The sequence below is a fragment of the Streptomyces sp. NBC_01341 genome (assembly GCF_035946055.1).
In the GTDB taxonomy this organism is placed as follows: Bacteria; Actinomycetota; Actinomycetes; order Streptomycetales; family Streptomycetaceae; genus Streptomyces.
The window spans coordinates 3987767-4003309 of record NZ_CP108364.1 but is presented as its reverse complement, the minus strand read 5'-3'; the positions used below and the strand labels follow the sequence as shown (position 1 = coordinate 4003309).

The 15543-nt window shown below is 71.7% G+C and carries 15 protein-coding genes; 5 read left to right on the top strand and 10 right to left on the bottom strand.

Annotation, left to right across the window (positions count from 1 at the left end):
• Positions 1-100: 100 nt before the first annotated feature.
• The 3 genes from OG206_RS17705 to OG206_RS17695 form a co-directional block, all read right to left on the bottom strand.
• Positions 101-760 carry a DUF5063 domain-containing protein gene (locus OG206_RS17705; RefSeq protein ID WP_327117163.1) on the bottom strand — a complete coding sequence of 220 codons (660 nt, stop codon included), beginning with the start codon at positions 758-760 and terminating at the stop codon, positions 101-103.
• Positions 761-843: 83 nt separating this feature from the next.
• Entirely contained in the window at positions 844-1443 is a 600-nt protein-coding gene (gene recR, locus OG206_RS17700; RefSeq protein ID WP_327117161.1) for a recombination mediator RecR, read from the bottom strand.
• 61 nt (positions 1444-1504) lie between these two features.
• Complete coding sequence (locus OG206_RS17695) at positions 1505-1846, bottom strand: YbaB/EbfC family nucleoid-associated protein (RefSeq protein WP_327122308.1); 342 nt, start codon at positions 1844-1846, stop codon at positions 1505-1507.
• Between the two features lie 360 nt (positions 1847-2206).
• Between OG206_RS17695 and OG206_RS17690 the strand changes: the two genes are divergently transcribed.
• Positions 2207-2995: an SLATT domain-containing protein gene (locus tag OG206_RS17690; protein ID WP_327117159.1), complete on the top strand. Its 789-nt coding sequence runs from the start codon at positions 2207-2209 to the stop codon at positions 2993-2995.
• A 31-nt stretch (positions 2996-3026) separates the two neighbouring features.
• Here the strand turns inward: OG206_RS17690 and OG206_RS17685 are convergent, their stop codons facing one another.
• From OG206_RS17685 to OG206_RS17675, 3 genes are all read right to left on the bottom strand, one after another.
• On the bottom strand, positions 3027-3677 hold the full coding sequence (locus OG206_RS17685) for a hypothetical protein (protein ID WP_327117157.1): 651 nt from the start codon (positions 3675-3677) through the stop codon (positions 3027-3029).
• Between the two features lie 218 nt (positions 3678-3895).
• Entirely contained in the window at positions 3896-4612 is a 717-nt protein-coding gene (locus tag OG206_RS17680) for a GntR family transcriptional regulator (RefSeq protein ID WP_327117155.1), read from the bottom strand.
• A gap of 89 nt (positions 4613-4701) precedes the next feature.
• Positions 4702-6075, bottom strand: coding sequence for an aspartate aminotransferase family protein (locus tag OG206_RS17675; protein ID WP_327117153.1), 1374 nt, complete (start codon positions 6073-6075; stop codon positions 4702-4704).
• Between the two features lie 177 nt (positions 6076-6252).
• Between OG206_RS17675 and OG206_RS17670 the strand changes: the two genes are divergently transcribed.
• The 3 genes from OG206_RS17670 (at position 6253) to OG206_RS17660 (ending at position 9237) form a co-directional block, all read left to right on the top strand.
• Complete coding sequence (locus OG206_RS17670) at positions 6253-6864, top strand: DJ-1/PfpI family protein (RefSeq protein ID WP_327117151.1); 612 nt, start codon at positions 6253-6255, stop codon at positions 6862-6864.
• On the top strand, positions 6861-7346 hold the full coding sequence (locus OG206_RS17665; RefSeq protein ID WP_327117149.1) for a MarR family winged helix-turn-helix transcriptional regulator: 486 nt from the start codon (positions 6861-6863) through the stop codon (positions 7344-7346). The genes OG206_RS17670 and OG206_RS17665 overlap by 4 nt, the downstream gene beginning before the upstream one ends.
• Before the next feature lie 76 nt (positions 7347-7422).
• Positions 7423-9237, top strand: coding sequence for a serine/threonine-protein kinase (locus OG206_RS17660; RefSeq protein WP_327117147.1), 1815 nt, complete (start codon positions 7423-7425; stop codon positions 9235-9237).
• Positions 9238-9270: 33 nt separating this feature from the next.
• Here the strand turns inward: OG206_RS17660 and OG206_RS17655 are convergent, their stop codons facing one another.
• Positions 9271-10731: a helix-turn-helix domain-containing protein gene (locus OG206_RS17655; protein ID WP_327122307.1), complete on the bottom strand. Its 1461-nt coding sequence runs from the start codon at positions 10729-10731 to the stop codon at positions 9271-9273.
• Between the two features lie 384 nt (positions 10732-11115).
• Here OG206_RS17655 and dnaN point away from each other — a divergent pair, with 384 nt between their 5' ends.
• On the top strand, positions 11116-12234 hold the full coding sequence (dnaN, locus tag OG206_RS17650) for a DNA polymerase III subunit beta (protein ID WP_327117145.1): 1119 nt from the start codon (positions 11116-11118) through the stop codon (positions 12232-12234).
• Between the two features lie 104 nt (positions 12235-12338).
• Here the strand turns inward: dnaN and OG206_RS17645 are convergent, their stop codons facing one another.
• From OG206_RS17645 to OG206_RS17635, 3 genes are all read right to left on the bottom strand, one after another.
• Positions 12339-12845 carry a hypothetical protein gene (locus tag OG206_RS17645; RefSeq protein ID WP_327117143.1) on the bottom strand — a complete coding sequence of 169 codons (507 nt, stop codon included), beginning with the start codon at positions 12843-12845 and terminating at the stop codon, positions 12339-12341.
• A gap of 97 nt (positions 12846-12942) precedes the next feature.
• On the bottom strand, positions 12943-13827 hold the full coding sequence (locus tag OG206_RS17640; protein WP_327117141.1) for a glycoside hydrolase family 19 protein: 885 nt from the start codon (positions 13825-13827) through the stop codon (positions 12943-12945).
• Between the two features lie 313 nt (positions 13828-14140).
• A complete protein-coding gene (locus OG206_RS17635) occupies positions 14141-15424 on the bottom strand; it encodes an adenylosuccinate synthase (protein ID WP_327117139.1) in 1284 nt (427 codons plus the stop codon).
• Between the last annotated feature and the right edge of the window lie 119 nt (positions 15425-15543).

Genomic DNA, 15543 nt, shown 5'->3' with positions numbered 1-15543 from the left:
CGGGCTGCTGCCCTGCCTGCTCGAATCGCACGCCTCTTTGTGTCCCAGGACACAGCGCAAACGGAATCGGGCGGAGGCGCCGGGACGGCCGCCGGGACGGCTACAGAGCCGGCCGCAGACCCAGTGGTCCGGCGATCTCCGCGGCCATCACACGGCCCGCCTCCTCCGCCAGGTCGCCGTCACCGGGGTCCTGGTCGGTGTCCAGGCCGTCGAGCTCCTGGAGCGGCTGGTTGAGCCGGATGTGCGCGATGAGGGACTGGAGGGCACGCAGGGCGGCCGACGCGGTGGAGCCCCAGTTGGAGAAGTACGAGAACTGCCACCACCACATGGCCTCCGCCGTGCGGTCCGCCTCGTAGTGGGCCAGCCCGTGGCCGAGGTCGGTGACCAGGTCGGCCAGGTCGTCGGAGATGCGGTGCGGCACCGGGGCCTTGCGGGGCTCGTACGGGTCGAAGACCTCGGAGTAGACGTCGATGGGCTCCAGGAGCTCCGCGAAGCGCTCACGCAGGCCGTCGGCGTCCGGCTCGGGTCCGAGATCGGGCTCGTAGCGCTCGTCCGGGAGGATGTCCTGGTAGGCCCCGAGCCTGCCGCCCGCCAGAAGGAGCTGCGAGACCTGCAGGAGGAGGACCGGGACGGCCGTCTCGGGCTCGTCCGCCTTGGACACCTCGGTGACCGCGACGATGAACGTCTTGATCTGGTCCGCGATCTGGACGGCGAAGTCGTCCGGGTCCTGCGTGACGGAATTCAGCGTGGCGTCAGACATCGAGGGGACCTCCCGTGGGCACGGTCGCGAACGGTGGGTAGAACATAGCGCCGCCGAACATAAAGCCGCCATCAGATGTCACGTCACACATCGAGCAGTCGCCTCCCCTCGAAGGCGCGGCCCAGCGTCACCTCGTCGGCGTACTCGAGGTCGCCGCCCACCGGCAGTCCGCTCGCCAGCCGTGTCACCCGCAGGCCCATCGGCTTGACCATCCGGGCGAGGTACGTCGCCGTGGCCTCGCCCTCGAGGTTGGGGTCCGTCGCCAGGATCAGCTCGGTGATCGAGCCGTCCGCGAGCCGGGCCAGGAGTTCCCTGATGCGCAGATCGTCCGGGCCGACGCCCTCGATGGGGCTGATCGCACCGCCGAGCACGTGGTAGCGGCCCCGGAACTCACGGGTCCGCTCGATCGCCACGACGTCCTTGGGCTCCTCCACCACGCAGATGACCGAGCGGTCGCGGCGTGCGTCGCGGCAGATGCCGCACTGCTCCTGCTGGGCGACGTTGCCGCAGACCTCGCAGAAGCGGACCTTGTCCTTCACCTCGAGGAGGGCGTGGGCCAGACGGCGTACGTCGGTGGGTTCGGCCTGCAGGATGTGGAAGGCGATCCGCTGCGCGCTCTTGGGACCGACGCCGGGCAGCCTGCCCAGCTCGTCGATGAGTTCCTGAACCACGCCTTCGTACAACGGAACGCCTTTCCTTTTTTCCTGCTCGTACCGTAGACGGTACGTCCGGGTGGCTACGGGGTCAGAACGGAAGCCCCGGCATGCTGCCGCCGCCCAGGCCCTGGGCCAGCGGGCCCAGCTTCTGCTGCTGGAGCTGCTGGGCGTTCTCGTTGGCCGCCTGGACCGCCGCGACCACCAGGTCGGCCAGCGTCTCGGTGTCCTCGGGGTCCACCGCGCCGGGGTCGATGACCAGGGCACGGAGCTCGCCGGACCCGGTCACGGTGGCCTTCACGAGGCCGCCCCCGGCCTGGCCCTCGACCTCGGTCCTCGCGAGCTCCTCCTGGGCCGCGGCGAGTTCCTGCTGCATCTTCTGGGCCTGCTGGAGCAGCTGCTGCATGTTGGGCTGGCCACCACCGGGAATCACGGTCACTCCTGGCACTTCGACGACGGATTGTTTCGGTACGCCGAGCCTACGTGCTCACCGGACGCCGCGCCCCACCCGCCGGGGAGCAACTCTTTCGAGTGAGTCCGGAAAAGGGGCTGCGGTGCTCCTATACCTGACCAGAGGCCGTGCACACCCGGGAATCCCGCGATTTCGACCCCATGCCCCACCATTCGGCGGTAGGAAGAGGACGCGTATCCCTACGCACACGCACATCGCTGGTAACGCAGAGTTACACGGGTGGGGCCCGGTCATATGCCGGAGATCCGTCCCTCCCGTGACCGACAACCGTACCGATCCGCGTCGTTACGCGCCGAACGCAGAGTGCAGAGGAGTGCCCCGGTGAGTCAGCCGGAGATGCAGCCCGACGGGCAGCCCCGCAAGGAGTCCGGCGCTGGATCCGGCGCGAGTACCGGAACCGAACGGTCCACCTTGCGCCGGAGTCCGGGCCCCCGGGACCTGACCGGCCGCGCGTTCCCCCTCGGCGACTGGGGCGACCCGGCCGAGCGGCTCGACGAGCTCTACCGCTGGGTCGAGTCCGGCGCCCTGGAGACCGCCGACTGGTATATGCGTGACAGGGTCCGCAAGCGGCGCACGGCGAGGCTCCTGCGCGTGGGCACCGCGGTGGGCGTGGTCGCGGGCGCGGCCCTGCCCCTGCTCGACCTGACGGGCGAGCTGCACGGCTCGGCGGGCTGGGGCTATCTGTCCCTGCTGCTGGGGGCCGCCTGCATGGGCTGCGACCGGTACTTCGGGCTGACCTCGGGCTGGATAAGGAATCTGGCGACGGCCCAGGCCGTGCAGCGCCGGCTCCAGGTCCTGCAGTTCGACTGGGCCTCGGAGTGCGTCCGGGAGGTGCTCGGGCCGACCGAGGGCACGGCCAGCGAGGCCGCGGAGCGGTGCCTGGGCGTGCTGCGCCGGTTCTCGGAGGACATCACCGAGCTCTGCCGCATGGAGACGGCGGACTGGATGGTCGAGTTCCGGGCCGGACCCGCGCCCATGGGCATGCAGTCGCTGGTGTCGGGCGGCACCAGCGGCCGTCCCGAGCAGGGGGCGCCTCCGGGCCGCCTCACCATGCAGTCGGTGGCCCGTCCGAACATGCCGCGCCAGCGCCCCCCGGAGCCGCCCCGCTGAGCGGGGCGGCCTCGGGTCCGGAGTCCGGCGGTCAGCTGAAGATGATCATCGAGCCCTGCGCGAGGCTGCGGGTCGCCGCGGCGTGCAGGCCCAGCCAGACGTGCCGCTCGCGGGCGAACGGGCTGTCGTCATAAGGCGCCGGGGCGGCCGGCTCCTCCAGCGTGGTCGGGCCGGCGGGCGGGAGCGGGGGGGCCGGCGGGTTGGCCGGGTCGATACCGAGGGCCGGGCCGACGAATTCCAGTTCCCTCAGCAGCCCGTGTGACGAACCCAGCGGGCCACCGCCCTCCAGCAGTTGATCGTTGGACAGCGGGTGCGGGAAGTCCAGCGGGACGTAGGCCCCGGCGTGGTCGTAGTGCCAGACCAGGTGCGATTCCTGCGCACTCTGCTCGAACATCTCCAGCAACTGCTCGTAGTCTCCGCCCAGTTCGCCGACGGGCGTGACCGCGAGGCCGCTCAGCTGCAGCAGATAGGCCCGGCGCAGGAAGTGCAGGGCGTCGTAGTCGAAGCCGGCGACCGGGGCGACGTCCCCGGTGAGGCCGGGCATGTAGGCGTAGACCGGCACGGGCGGCAGACCCGCCTCGGTCAGCGCCTTGTCGTAGACGGCGATCTCTTCGGCGAACGGGTTGTCGGGGCTGTGGCACAGCACATCGACGAGGGGGACCAGCCACAGGTCACAGGCCACGAAGTCTCGCTCTCCAACGGGTTCGTGCGATGGTCGGGACAGCGTAATGCGACCGGGACCTCACGCACAGGGTCCGGGGCGGCGGCACGGCCCGGACCGGTGCGTCCGCGCCACGGCCGGGCCGTTGTGGCCCGGGCGCGGAGGCTTCCGGCGACACGGTCAGCCACGGTGGCCCGGATGAGGGGGATTGCCGGCCGCGGAGGCTTCCGGCGACACGGTCAGCCACGGTGGCCCGGATGAGGGGGATTGCCGGCCGCGAGCCGGTCGGCCCAGTTGCGCCCGTGGGCGTAGTAGGCGTCCAGCGCCGCGCGTACCGCCGGCCCGTCGGCGGCCGCGATCGCCTCCACCAGTTCCCGGTGGCCGTTCCACAGCCAGTCGCACACGTCGGCGTCCCCCCGGAGGTACGGGACGGCGAAGACCCACGCCTGCATCCTGAGGCGCTGCAGGAACTCGTTGATGTAGCTGTTGCCGATGACCGCGCCGAGCTCCCGCCAGAACCGCAGGTCGTAGCCGATGAGGACGTCGAGGTCGCCGCTGCGCGCGGCCCTCGTGGCCTCCTCGGCCCGGCGGCGTACGGAGACGAGGGCGGGCCGGTGGACGGCGAGCACGGTGGCCGCCGGGGTCGCCCCGTCGAAGATCGCGCGGAACACCCCGTCTATGACGAGGGCGCGCGCCTCCACCATCGCCCGGTAGTCGGCGACGGTGAACTCGCGGACCCGGAACCCCCGGTGCTGGTCGGATTCGAGCAGCCCCTGCGCGGAGAGGTCGAAGAGTGCTTCGCGCACAGGGGTCGCGGACACCCCGTACTGCTCGGCGATCTGTTTGACGGTGAATTCCACCCTCGGTTGCATACGCCCCGCGAGGACCTCGTCACGCAGCGCGTCGGCGATCTGCTGGCGCAGAGTACTGCGGGTCACGCCTCCGCTCGCAGGCACGACGCCCCCTCCCGATCTCGGCTTGGGTCACCATAAGCCAGGGCCTGTGTCCGCTCCTGGCACGGGGGAGGGCGTCGTTCCGGTGTCTCCTACACGGTGTGCTCGTCAGCCACCGAGAGGGCGGCGTCCAGGAGGGAGAGGCCCTCCTTCGCCTCGGCCTCGGTGATGTTGCAGGCGGGCACGACGTGGGTGCGGTTCATGTTGATGAAGGGCCAGAGGCCGCTCTTCCGGCAGGCCGCGCCGAAGGCCGCCATCGGGGCGTTCGCCTCGCCGGTGGCGTTGTACAGGACGAGGGGTTCGCGGGTCTCCTGATCGCGGACCAGCTCCAGGGCCCAGAAGGCCCCGAGCCCGCGGACCTCGCCGACCGACGGGTGGCGCTCGGCGATTTCCCGCAGTCCGGGGCCCAGCACGTGCTCGCCCAGGTGCGCGGCGTTCTCGACGATCCTCTCCTCCTCCATGACCTTGATCGTGGCGACCGCCGCGGCGCAGGCCAGCGGGTGGCCGGAGTAGGTGAGTCCGCCGGGGTACGGACGGGTCTCGAAGGTGGCGGCGATCTCGGCGTTGATGGCGACCCCGCCGAGGGGTACGTATCCGGAGTTGACGCCCTTCGCGAAGGTCATCAGGTCCGGTACGACGTCGTAGTGGTCGGCGGCGAACCACTGCCCGGTGCGCCCGAAGCCGGCCATCACCTCGTCCAGGACGAAGACGATCCCGTAGCGGTCGCAGATCTCACGGACGCCCGCGAGATAGCCGGGGGGCGGGGCCATGATGCCCGCCGTGCCCGGAATCGTCTCCAGGATCACCGCCGCGACAGTCGCCGGACCCTCGAAGGCCAGGGTGTCCTCGAGGTGCTGGAGCGCGCGGGCGCACTCCTCGGCCTCGGTCTGCGCGTGGAACGGGGACCGGTAGAGGAACGGCGCCCAGAAGCGGACGACGCCCGCCGAGCCGCTGTCGGAGGCCCAGCGGCGCGGGTCGCCGGTGAGGTTGATCGCGGTGGCGGTGGCGCCGTGGTACGAGCGGTAGGCGGAGAGCACCTTCGGGCGCCCGGTGTGCACGCGGGCCATGCGGACGGCGTTCTCGACGGCCTCCGCGCCTCCGTTGGTGAAGAAGATCTTGTCCAGGTCACCGGGGGTGTGCCCGGCGATCAGACGGGCTGCTTCCGAGCGCGCCTCGACGGCGAACGCCGGCGCGAACGTGACGAGCTTCCCGGCCTGCTCCTGGATCGCGGCGACGACCGTGGGGTGCTGGTAGCCGATGTTGGTGAAGACGAGGCCGCTGGAGAAGTCGAGGTAGCGGTTGCCTTCGTAGTCCCAGAAGTACGCCCCCTCGGCACCGGCGACGGCGAGCGGATCGATCAGTCCCTGGGCGGACCAGGAGTGGAACACGTGCGCGCGGTCGGCGGCTTTCACGGCCGCGCCCGCTGCGGGGTCGGCGTACGGGGCGCGAGGGGCATCGGGGCTCATGCCGCGAGCGTAGGCGGTCGTGGCCACCGTCATCCATGACCACTCTGTACGGCATGGGCGGCCGGGTTCGGCAGGGTGTCGCGTTCCCGGGGCGCGCCGGACGCTCAATTGACAGAATGCTGTCATCATGACAGCCTTCTGTCATAGCGGTCTTCCGTCCAGCCACCGGAGGTCACCATGACCGGCACGACCGTCCACCTCGCCGTCTACGACACGTTCGCCGACTGGGAGCCGGGTTTCGCCACGGCCCACCTCACCCGGCACGGCCACACCGTGAGGACGGTCGGCCTCACCGCCGAACCCGTCACCACCATGGGCGGGCTGCGCGTCCAGCCGGACCTCGCGCTCCGCGAGCTGAGCCCCGAGGACAGCGGACTCCTCGTCCTCACCGGCGCGTCGCTCTGGGACACCGGCGAGACGCTGGCCCCCTTCGCCGGGGCGGCACGCACCTTCCTGGACGCGGGTGTGCCCGTGGCCGCCATCTGCGGGGCGACCGCGGGACTCGCCCGCGAGGGCCTGCTCGACGACCGGCCCCACACGAGCGCCGTGCCCTTCTACCTCGCGGCCACCGGGTACGCGGGCGGCGCGCACTACGTGGACACCGACGCGGTGACGGACCCGGCCAGTGCCTCACGCGGCGCCCTGGTCACGGCCGGACCGACCGAACCGGTCGCCTTCGCCCGGGAGATCCTGGGCCTCCTCGGGGTGTACGGGCCGGAAAAACTCGACGCCTTCCACCGGCTCTTCCACGACTCGGACCCGAGCGCGTACGAGGTACTCGAGGGATGAGCGGGAACAACGGCGAGAATCCTGACCGGTTCAGCCGGACGGCGATCGGGGTGTTCCGGCTCAACGGCAGGTTCCTGGCCGTCGCCGAGGAACTGGCCGGGCCGGCCGGACTCACCGCGGCCCGCTGGCAGGTACTCGGCGCGGTCCTGACGGAGCCGCTCCCCGTGTCGGGCATCGCCCGGTCGATGGGCATCACCCGTCAGAGCGTTCAGCGGATCGCCGACCTGCTGGTGGACCAGGGTCTCGCCGAGTACGTCGCGAATCCCGCTCACCGGCGCGCCAAGCTGCTCCGCCCGACGGCTGCCGGGCGGGCGGCGGTGAGCCGGATCGGTCCCGGCCACGCCGAGTTCGCGGCGCGGCTGGCCGAGGAGCTCGGTGAGGAGGAGTTCGCGCGGACCGCGGCGACGCTGGAACGCCTGTCCGAGGCGATGGACGTCCTGGCCTCCCGGCCCGTGGAGCCGCCGGAGCCCTCCGCGGAGTGACGGCGGTGAGCGGGGGTGCGTGCGCCGCTATTCTCGACCGCGGTCCGCCATGACCGTACGGGGGAGGAAGCGCACCATGGAGAAGCTGGGACCGGGCGATCCGCAACGCATCGGCACCTACCGCCTGTTGCGCCGTCTCGGCTCCGGCGGGATGGGCCAGGTGTTCCTGGCCCGCTCGGACCGGGGACGTACCGTCGCGATCAAACTGGTCCGCCCCGAACTCGCCGCACAGCAGCAGTTCCGCGACCGTTTCCGCGCCGAGGTGCAGGCCGCGCGTCGCGTCGGCGGCGCCTGGACCGCGCCGGTCCTGGACGCCGGGGTGGACGCCGCCGTGCCGTGGCTCGCGACCGGGTACGTCGCGGGCCCCTCGCTGCACCGCATCGTCTCGGGGCGTCCCGGTACGGCGGTGTCCGACTCGGGGGCCTACGGCCCGCTGCCCGAACGCTCCGTCCGCGCCCTCGGTGCCGGACTCGCCGGGGCGCTCCAGGACATCCACGCCGCCGGGCTCATCCACCGCGACCTGAAACCGTCCAACGTCCTGATGACGATCGACGGGCCCCGGGTCATCGACTTCGGCATCGCCCGGGCCCTGGAGACGACGGCGGAGGGCGGCCTCACCCGCACGGGCGCGATGATCGGTTCGCCGGGATTCATGGCGCCCGAGCAGGTGCGGGGCGAGCGGCTGACGACGGCGTGCGACGTGTTCTGCCTCGGCTCCGTACTCGCGTACGCGGCGACCGGCAGGCTGCCCTTCGGCTCCTCGGACGACGGGGCGCACGCCCTGATGTTCCGGATCGCGCAGGAGGACCCGGACCTCACCGGCGTACCGGAGGAGCTGCTCGGCATCATCCAGGAATGCCTGGCCAAGGATCCCTCCGCCCGGCCCTCGACGGACGCGGTCCTGGAACACATGGGTGACACGGATACGGCGGAGCCGTGGCTCCCCGGTGCGCTGATCGCCCAACTCGGCCGGCACGCGGTGGGGTTGCTGGACTCCGAGGACCCGGAGGAGGACGAGGTCCCGCCCCCGCCGGGCGACCCGGCCACGGCTCCGGGAGGCCCCGGACCGTCGCCGGCACCCTCCGCCGGTCCCGGGCAGCCTCCCCCGGCCCCCGGCCCGCTCCCGCCCGCGCACCCGCGGCCGCCGGGCGGCGCGCCGGGGCTCCCCACACTGGTCGGCCCTCCGGGCCACCGGCCGGCCCCGCCACCGGGACCCTCGTACGGCTACCCCCGGCAGCCCTCCCAGGGCCACGGGCACGGCCGGCCGCATCTGCCGTACGCCGCGCCTCCGGCCCACCTCGCCCCGGCCGTGCCGGAGCGCCGCCGCGGAGCGGGTCCCGTCCTGGCGCTCGGCGCGGTCGCGGTGCTCGTCGCCGCGGGCGTGGGCTGGGGCGTCTACACCTTCATGCGGGGCCTCGGCGACGGCGACGCCGAGGCATCGCCCACCGGCACGGTGTCCTCGTCCGGTTCGGTGTCGGGGTCCGGCGGAACCTCCTCGTCCGGCTCCTCCGCGGACGGCAAGGACGCGGACGGCGGCATCCCCTCCGGATATCTCGGCACCTGGACCAGGACCATCGGCAGCGGCGCGGGCTCGTCCACCCGTCGGCTCGTCATCCGGCAGGGCAAGGCCGGCGACACCGTGCTGTCGCTCACCGCCGAGGGTCCGCTCGGCGGTGGCGGCTCCTACCACTGCGTTTTCCAGGCGGAGTTGGAGAGCGAGCCGACACCTGGCTCACCGGTGCGCATCGGGCCCTCCGAGGTCACGTCCGGAAGGCCGGTCTCGTCCTGCACCCCGGGCAGGCCGACCGTCCTGACGCTGCTGCCCGACGGCTCGCTGCGCCGGGAGATCACGGACACCGGCGAGAGCCTGACGTACACGAAGGGGAGTTGAGGCGGGCTGTCGCCCGGATCTGCGGGGACGGGCTCAGGCCGCCAGGTCGACGGCCCGGAACGCGAGCCACAGGTCGTAACGCGCGCTCGGCGTCCGGAGCAGTGATCTGTGGAGCAGGGCTTCGAGCCGGTTGAGGCGCTTGCGCGTGCCGGGCACGGAGATGCCCAGTTCGGATGCGGAGAGGCGCAGTTGGGTCTCGCAGCGCAGCCACGTCCGGAGCGTCTCCTCCCCCATGGGCCCGGCCTGTCCGAGCAGCCGCAGCTGCGCGGCTGCCCAGTCACGGACGCCCGGGATGCGCAGGACCGTGTCGAGGTCCTCCGGGGCTTCTTCGCGGTCGCCACCCCTGGGGCGGTACGGCGTGGGGGTGGCCCGGATGCGCAGGGCGAGGTCGACCGCGGCCTGGTCCGCGACCCGGTTCAGGTCCACTCCGAGGACGTCACCGATCAGCTTCAGCCGCGCGGCCAGGGTGTTGCGGTGGATCTTCAGGTGGTGGGTGGCGTGGGACGAGAACGCCAGCCAGGACGCGACGGTCGCGGCCAGTTCCTGGCTCCCCGGGTCCTGCGGGCGGCGCGGCCGGTGGGTGAGCAGCGGCGCGAGCAGGGCGTCGGCCCAGCGCGCCCCGACCGCGCCGACGAGCAGCGCGGGTTCCTGTCCCGCACCGAACCGGGCGTGCCGGCCGGGTGTCCCACGGGCGACGGCGAGGGCGTGGAACGCCTGCTGGTAGGCGGTCGCCGTGTCGGCGAGCCGTACCGAGTCGCTGACGCCGACGACGCAGTCGTCCACGAGCCCGGCCACCGCCAGGTCGAGCGTGCGGGCGCCCTCGGGTCCCCCCGGACCGTCCTCCTCGCCGGCCGGCATGATCAGGATCAGGTGGCGGGCGTACGCCGGGCAGCGCACGATCCACGACCGGCCGCCCGATGCCTCGGTGCAGATCCTGGCCACCTCGTCCCGCTGACCGCCGGAGCACTCCACGACGCAGACGCGTACCGGATCGGGGAGCTTCGGCAGCAGCGCCCCCGCCACTTGGCGGGCTATGGACAGCTGTCCCGTCATCAGGAGGTGCAGCACGGCCTCACGCCCCCGGGACTCCGCCAGGTCCACCCGGCGCCGTTTGCGTTCGACGCTCTCCGACGCCCACGACAGGGCCATGGGCATCACCGCGTCGGCCAGCAGCGTGGACAGACCGGGAAGGAGCGGTTTCGGTGCGAGCAGGGCCAGGACCGCCCCGCGGTCGCCGGACGCCCCTGCCAGAGGGAGCAGCAGTGCGGTGCTCCCGTCGGTGTCGAGCGAGTACGAGCCTGCGCGCCGCGCCGTCATCTCCCGCGCCGCGCGCGAGGCCAGCCCGGTCGCCTCGTGTCCGGACCACCGCGTGTTACCGGCCACGGCCCGCAGGACCGTGCCGTCGGGGTCGAGGATCCCGGCCCAGCCCTCGGCCCTCAGGGCGAGCCTGCGCAACAGCTCCACCGACCCGCCGGTGCGCGCCAGCCGGTACATCAGCAGTACGTCGTCGGCCCGTTCGAGCGTGCCCACGTGTCCCCCGTTCGTTGTCCGAAACGTTCGTACCCCGAAACCGGAGTGCAGAGTACCGGGACGGCTGTGCGGCTTGATACCCGTTCCCGGCCACACGGTGCGATGTGAACCTCCCGGGCCCGGGGCCCGCCCGCCTAGAGTCCCGAGGGTGTTCCGGGGCGCTCGGAGGACGTCGGGGGACGTCGGAGCGCTCCGGGCCGGGGGGTCGGAGGGCGTCGGGGGGCGTCCGGACGACACGGCGGCAGCGGCTCACGGGGGTGGTCGCTGTCGTCGGCCTGCGGCGACTGTCAGTGGTGCCTCCTAGCGTGGTTCTCGACCGTGGAGTACGCCGGACGAGAGGCACCTGCCGTGGAGTTCCGCATCGAACGTGGCGCGTTGACCGAAGCCGTGTCCCGGGCCGCCCGGGTGCTGCCCGCCCGGTCCCCCGTGCCTGTGCTCGGAGGTCTGCTCCTCGACGCCGGTGCGGACGGACTCAGCGTCTCCGGGCTGGACTTCGAGGCGTCCGCCCGCGTCGAGGCGGTCGCGGACACGCTCCGGGCCGGCAAGGTGCTCGTCATGGGGCGACGGCTCCTCGACATCTGCAAGGTGCTCCCCGAGGGCTCGGTCGAGTGCGCCCTCGAGGGTTCGCGCTTCACGGTCGCCGGGGGTGGTTCACGCTTCGGCCTCTCCGTCCTGCCGCTCGACGACTACCCGGCCCTCCCTCCCCTGCCCGAGGTGCGAGGCACCGTCGACGCCGAGGAGTTCGCCTCGGCGGTCGGCCATGTGGCGGTGGCCGCCGGCCGGGACGACACTCTGCCGACCCTGACCGGGATCAGACTCGGGCTCGACGGGTCCACGATGACCCTCGCGGCGACGGACCGGTACCGCTTCGCGGTGCGCACCCTGCCGTTCGGGGCGAAGGCGCCGGACGTCACGGCCGATGTCGTGGTGTCGGCCCGCCGGCTGACCGAGATCGCCCGCTCGCTCGGCGGCGCCGGCCAGGTCAGTGTGGCCGTCGACGCGGGATCGGCCGGCTTCGAGTACGCGGGGACCCGGACCACGGTACGTCTTCTGGACGGCAGACTCCCGCGCCACGAGGAGCTGTTCGCACTGTCGGACCCCGCTGTGGCCGTGCTTGACCGGGACCGGCTGGTGGATGCCGTCAGACGGGTCTCCGTGGTCGCGGACGGCGGCAGCCCTCTGCAGATGGTCTTCACCTCGGGACCGGACGGCTCGGTGCTCCTGCAGGCCGGCTTCGAGGACGACGTGGCGTCGCAGCGGGTGCCCGCGACGGTGGAGGGCGCCGCCGACATGACGGTCGCCTTCAACCCCTCGTACCTCCTGGACGCGCTGTCGTCCTTCGGCGGCGCGACGGTCCGGATGCGGCTGATGGGACCGGGCCGGCGAGCCATGATCACCGGTGGGGAGGACACCGGGACCCCCACGCACCAGCACCTGCTCATGTCGGTCAAGCCCGCGACGCTCTGAGCCGGCCCGGTTCGCCAGGTACCGGGACGGCGACTCGGCCCCTCCGTCGCGGTCGTCCGCCCCCGTCCGACACAGCCCGGTGCGGACGGCTCCGCGTCCCGGGCTCATGCGGGGAGCGCCTCCACCTCCCCGACGGCGGCCAGGAGCCAGATGGGGAACTCCGGGTCGGCCTGGCCCACAGCCAGACCGAGCCACCGTGTGCTTCCGGGGACGCGCCAGACCTGCATGCTGCCCGCCAGGTTGCAGAGCTGGCCCATCGGCTCCGGGGCGGGTCCGGTGCCGGTGCCGTCCTCGTCGCGCGGGTCGTCGTCGAGGAAGGGCCACAGTTCGACCGTCTCCGGCTCCCCCCACCGCTCGCTCAGGGCGGTGGCCAGGACGCTGAAGTCGGCTTCGATCTCCTGCTCCGCCGGTTCGACGAGTTCCGGGGACCTGTCGTCCCAGAAGTCCCGGCTCGCCCGCAGGATCAGCAGGTGATGGCCGGGGCCGCTGCTGCGCACGCCGCTGTCCTCGCTCTCCTCCCCTGCCGGGTAGGGGCGGGCGAGCAGGTCGTCGATCAGTGCGATGCGGGGCCCGGTGCCGGTGGGCGGGGTGTCGGCGCTGTCCGTGTCCATGGTGCGTGATCCTGCCAACCGCCCTTCCCGGAAAGCGAATCGGGGGCGCACCCGGCGGCTGCCGGACGCGCCCCCGTTCCCCGGTGTGGGGCCGGGCTCAGCAGCTCAGGTTCGAGCCGGGGGTGGTGCCGAGGATCTGGGTGAACGCCTTGTACTTGTCGACGCGGCTCTGCACCTGGGCGGGGTTGCCGCCGTTGCACTCGATGCTGCCGTTGATGGACCGGATGGTCTCACCGAAGCCGGCGCCGTTGACCATGGCGTTGTGCGGTGTCATCGTGCCGGGGCCGGACTGCGTGTTCCAGTACCAGAGGCCGGTCTTCCAGGCCACGGAGGCGTTCTGCTCGACCTGCCACGGGTTGCCGAGCAGGTCGATGCCGAGGGCGTCACCGGCGGCCTTGTAGTTGAAGTTCCAGCTGAGCTGGATCGGGCCGCGGCCGTAGTACGCGGCCTGGCCGGCCGGGCAGCCGTAGGACTGGCTGGTGTCGCAGTAGTGCGGGTAGTTGGCCGTGTTCTGCTCCACGATGTGCACCAGGCCACCGGTCTCGTGACTCACGTTGGCGAGGAACGCGGCCGCTTCCTGCTTCTTGACCGTGTCGCTGCCGGTGTTGGCGAAGCCCGGGTAGGCGCTCAGGGCCGCGGTGAGGCCGCTGTAGGTGTAGAAGGAGTTCCGGCCCGGGAACATCTGGTTGAACTGGGCCTCGCTGACGACGAAGCCCGAAGGCTGGCCCGGGTCCGTTCCGCCGTTTCCACAACTGCCCTGGTCGGCCCAGACGTCGGCGGTGCCGGGGCGTTCGTTCTGCGTCCACCACTTCGCGGACCAGTTGTGTCCGTTGTACGAGGCGGAGCCGCCGCCCCAGTAGACGGCGGAGGCGTTCCAGGCCGGGGCGCAGGCAGCGGCGGCGGCCGTGGTGGCGGGAAGAATGACGAGCGTGGCGATGACCGCGCCCAGCGCGGCGATCAGGCTCATGACACGTTTGAACACGTGATCACTCCTTCGGCGCGGCGCTCGCGCCGAGCGTGCGCCGCCATGGGGGGTTGCAGCCACTCAAGCGCCGATGGTCTGGACCTGTCAAGGTCTAGACCAGAACTCGCCCTTCCGGTTTGTACTCCCCAACTCCGTTCTCGGACAGCCTTGTTGCACACCGAGCGAATTCCACTGGAACGACGGATCGCGGTCGATCGCGGACGACGGCGGCCGGCCCCTCCTCGCAGAAGGGCCGGCCGCCGTCGCTTCGTTCCCGTCGCCGCCCGGCCGGATCACGCCGTGCGCACGCGTCCGGGCCCGGACGCGAGTCCTAGATGAAGGAGTTGATCTCGATGGTCTCGGTCCGGCCGGGGCCGACGCCGATCGCGGAGATCGGGGCGCCGGACATGTCCTCCAGCGCCTTGACGTACGCCTGCGCGTTCTTCGGCAGGTCGGAGAAGGTCTTGGCCTTGGTGATGTCCTCGGACCAGCCCGGGAGGTTCTCGTAGATCGGCTTCGCGTGGTGGAAGTCGGTCTGGTTGTACGGGAGTTCCTCGACGCGCTTGCCGTCGATCTCGTACGCCACGCACACCGGGATCTGCTCCCAGCCGGTCAGCACGTCCAGCTTGGTGAGGAAGAAGTCGGTGAGCCCGTTGACCCGGGTCGCGTACCGCGCGATCGGGGCGTCGAACCATCCGCAGCGCCGGTCACGGCCGGTGGTGACACCGCGCTCGCCACCGATCCTGCGCAGCGCCTCGCCGTCCTCGTCGAGAAGTTCCGTCGGGAAGGGGCCGGCACCGACGCGGGTGGTGTAGGCCTTGAGGATGCCGATGACCCGGGTGATCTTCGTCGGGCCGACGCCGGCACCGGTGCAGGCGCCGCCCGCGGTCGGGTTCGACGAGGTGACGAAGGGATACGTGCCGTGGTCGACGTCCAGCAGGGTGCCCTGGCCGCCCTCGAAGAGCACGACCTTGCCCTCGTCGATGGCGTCGTTCAGGATCAGCGTCGTGTCGGCGACGTACGGCTTGATCTGCTCCGCGTACTGGAGCATCTCCTCCACGATCTTGCCGGCCTCGATCGCGCGCCGGTTGAAGACCTTGGCGAGCAGCTGGTTCTTCTGCTCCAGCGCGGCCTCGACCTTCTGCTCCAGGATCGACTCGTCGTAGAGGTCCTGGACGCGGATGCCGACACGGTTGATCTTGTCGGCGTACGTCGGGCCGATACCGCGCCCCGTCGTGCCGATCTTCCGCTTGCCGAGGAAGCGTTCCGTCACCTTGTCGACGGTCACGTTGTACGGAGTGATCAAATGAGCGTTGCCGCTGATCAGGAGCTTCGACGTGTCGACGCCACGCTCGTTCAGGCCGCTCAGCTCGGAGAGCAGGACCGCCGGGTCGACGACGACACCGTTACCGATGACCGGGGTACAACCCGGCGACAGGATTCCGGAGGGGAGGAGATGCAGTGCGTACTTCTGGTCGCCTACGACAACCGTGTGGCCGGCGTTGTTGCCGCCCTGGTAGCGCACCACATAGTCAACGGATCCACCGAGGAGGTCGGTGGCCTTCCCCTTGCCCTCGTCACCCCACTGAGCACCGAGCAGCACAAGTGCGGGCACAGGCGTACACCCCTTCCGGGCGGGGCATGTCCAAGGTCAGGGGGCGTACGTAAAGGTCGTACCTGCCGCACGACGATGTGCGGCAAAGCCTGAGCCGTCGAACCGGGTGCCCCGGAATA

Bases quoted from the DNA above. Each gene is read 5' to 3' on its own strand.
- OG206_RS17675 (WP_327117153.1), bottom strand. From the start codon at position 6,075: ATGAGCCCCGATGCCCCTCGCGCCCCGTACGCCGACCCCGCAGCGGGC.
- OG206_RS17655 (WP_327122307.1), bottom strand. From the start codon at position 10,731: ATGTACCGGCTGGCGCGCACCGGCGGGTCGGTGGAGCTGTTGCGCAGG.
- OG206_RS17665 (WP_327117149.1), top strand. From the start codon at position 6,861: ATGAGCGGGAACAACGGCGAGAATCCTGACCGGTTCAGCCGGACGGCG.
- OG206_RS17670 (WP_327117151.1), top strand. From the start codon at position 6,253: ATGACCGGCACGACCGTCCACCTCGCCGTCTACGACACGTTCGCCGAC.
- OG206_RS17660 (WP_327117147.1), top strand. From the start codon at position 7,423: ATGGAGAAGCTGGGACCGGGCGATCCGCAACGCATCGGCACCTACCGC.
- OG206_RS17705 (WP_327117163.1), bottom strand. From the start codon at position 760: ATGTCTGACGCCACGCTGAATTCCGTCACGCAGGACCCGGACGACTTC.
- OG206_RS17645 (WP_327117143.1), bottom strand. From the start codon at position 12,845: ATGGACACGGACAGCGCCGACACCCCGCCCACCGGCACCGGGCCCCGC.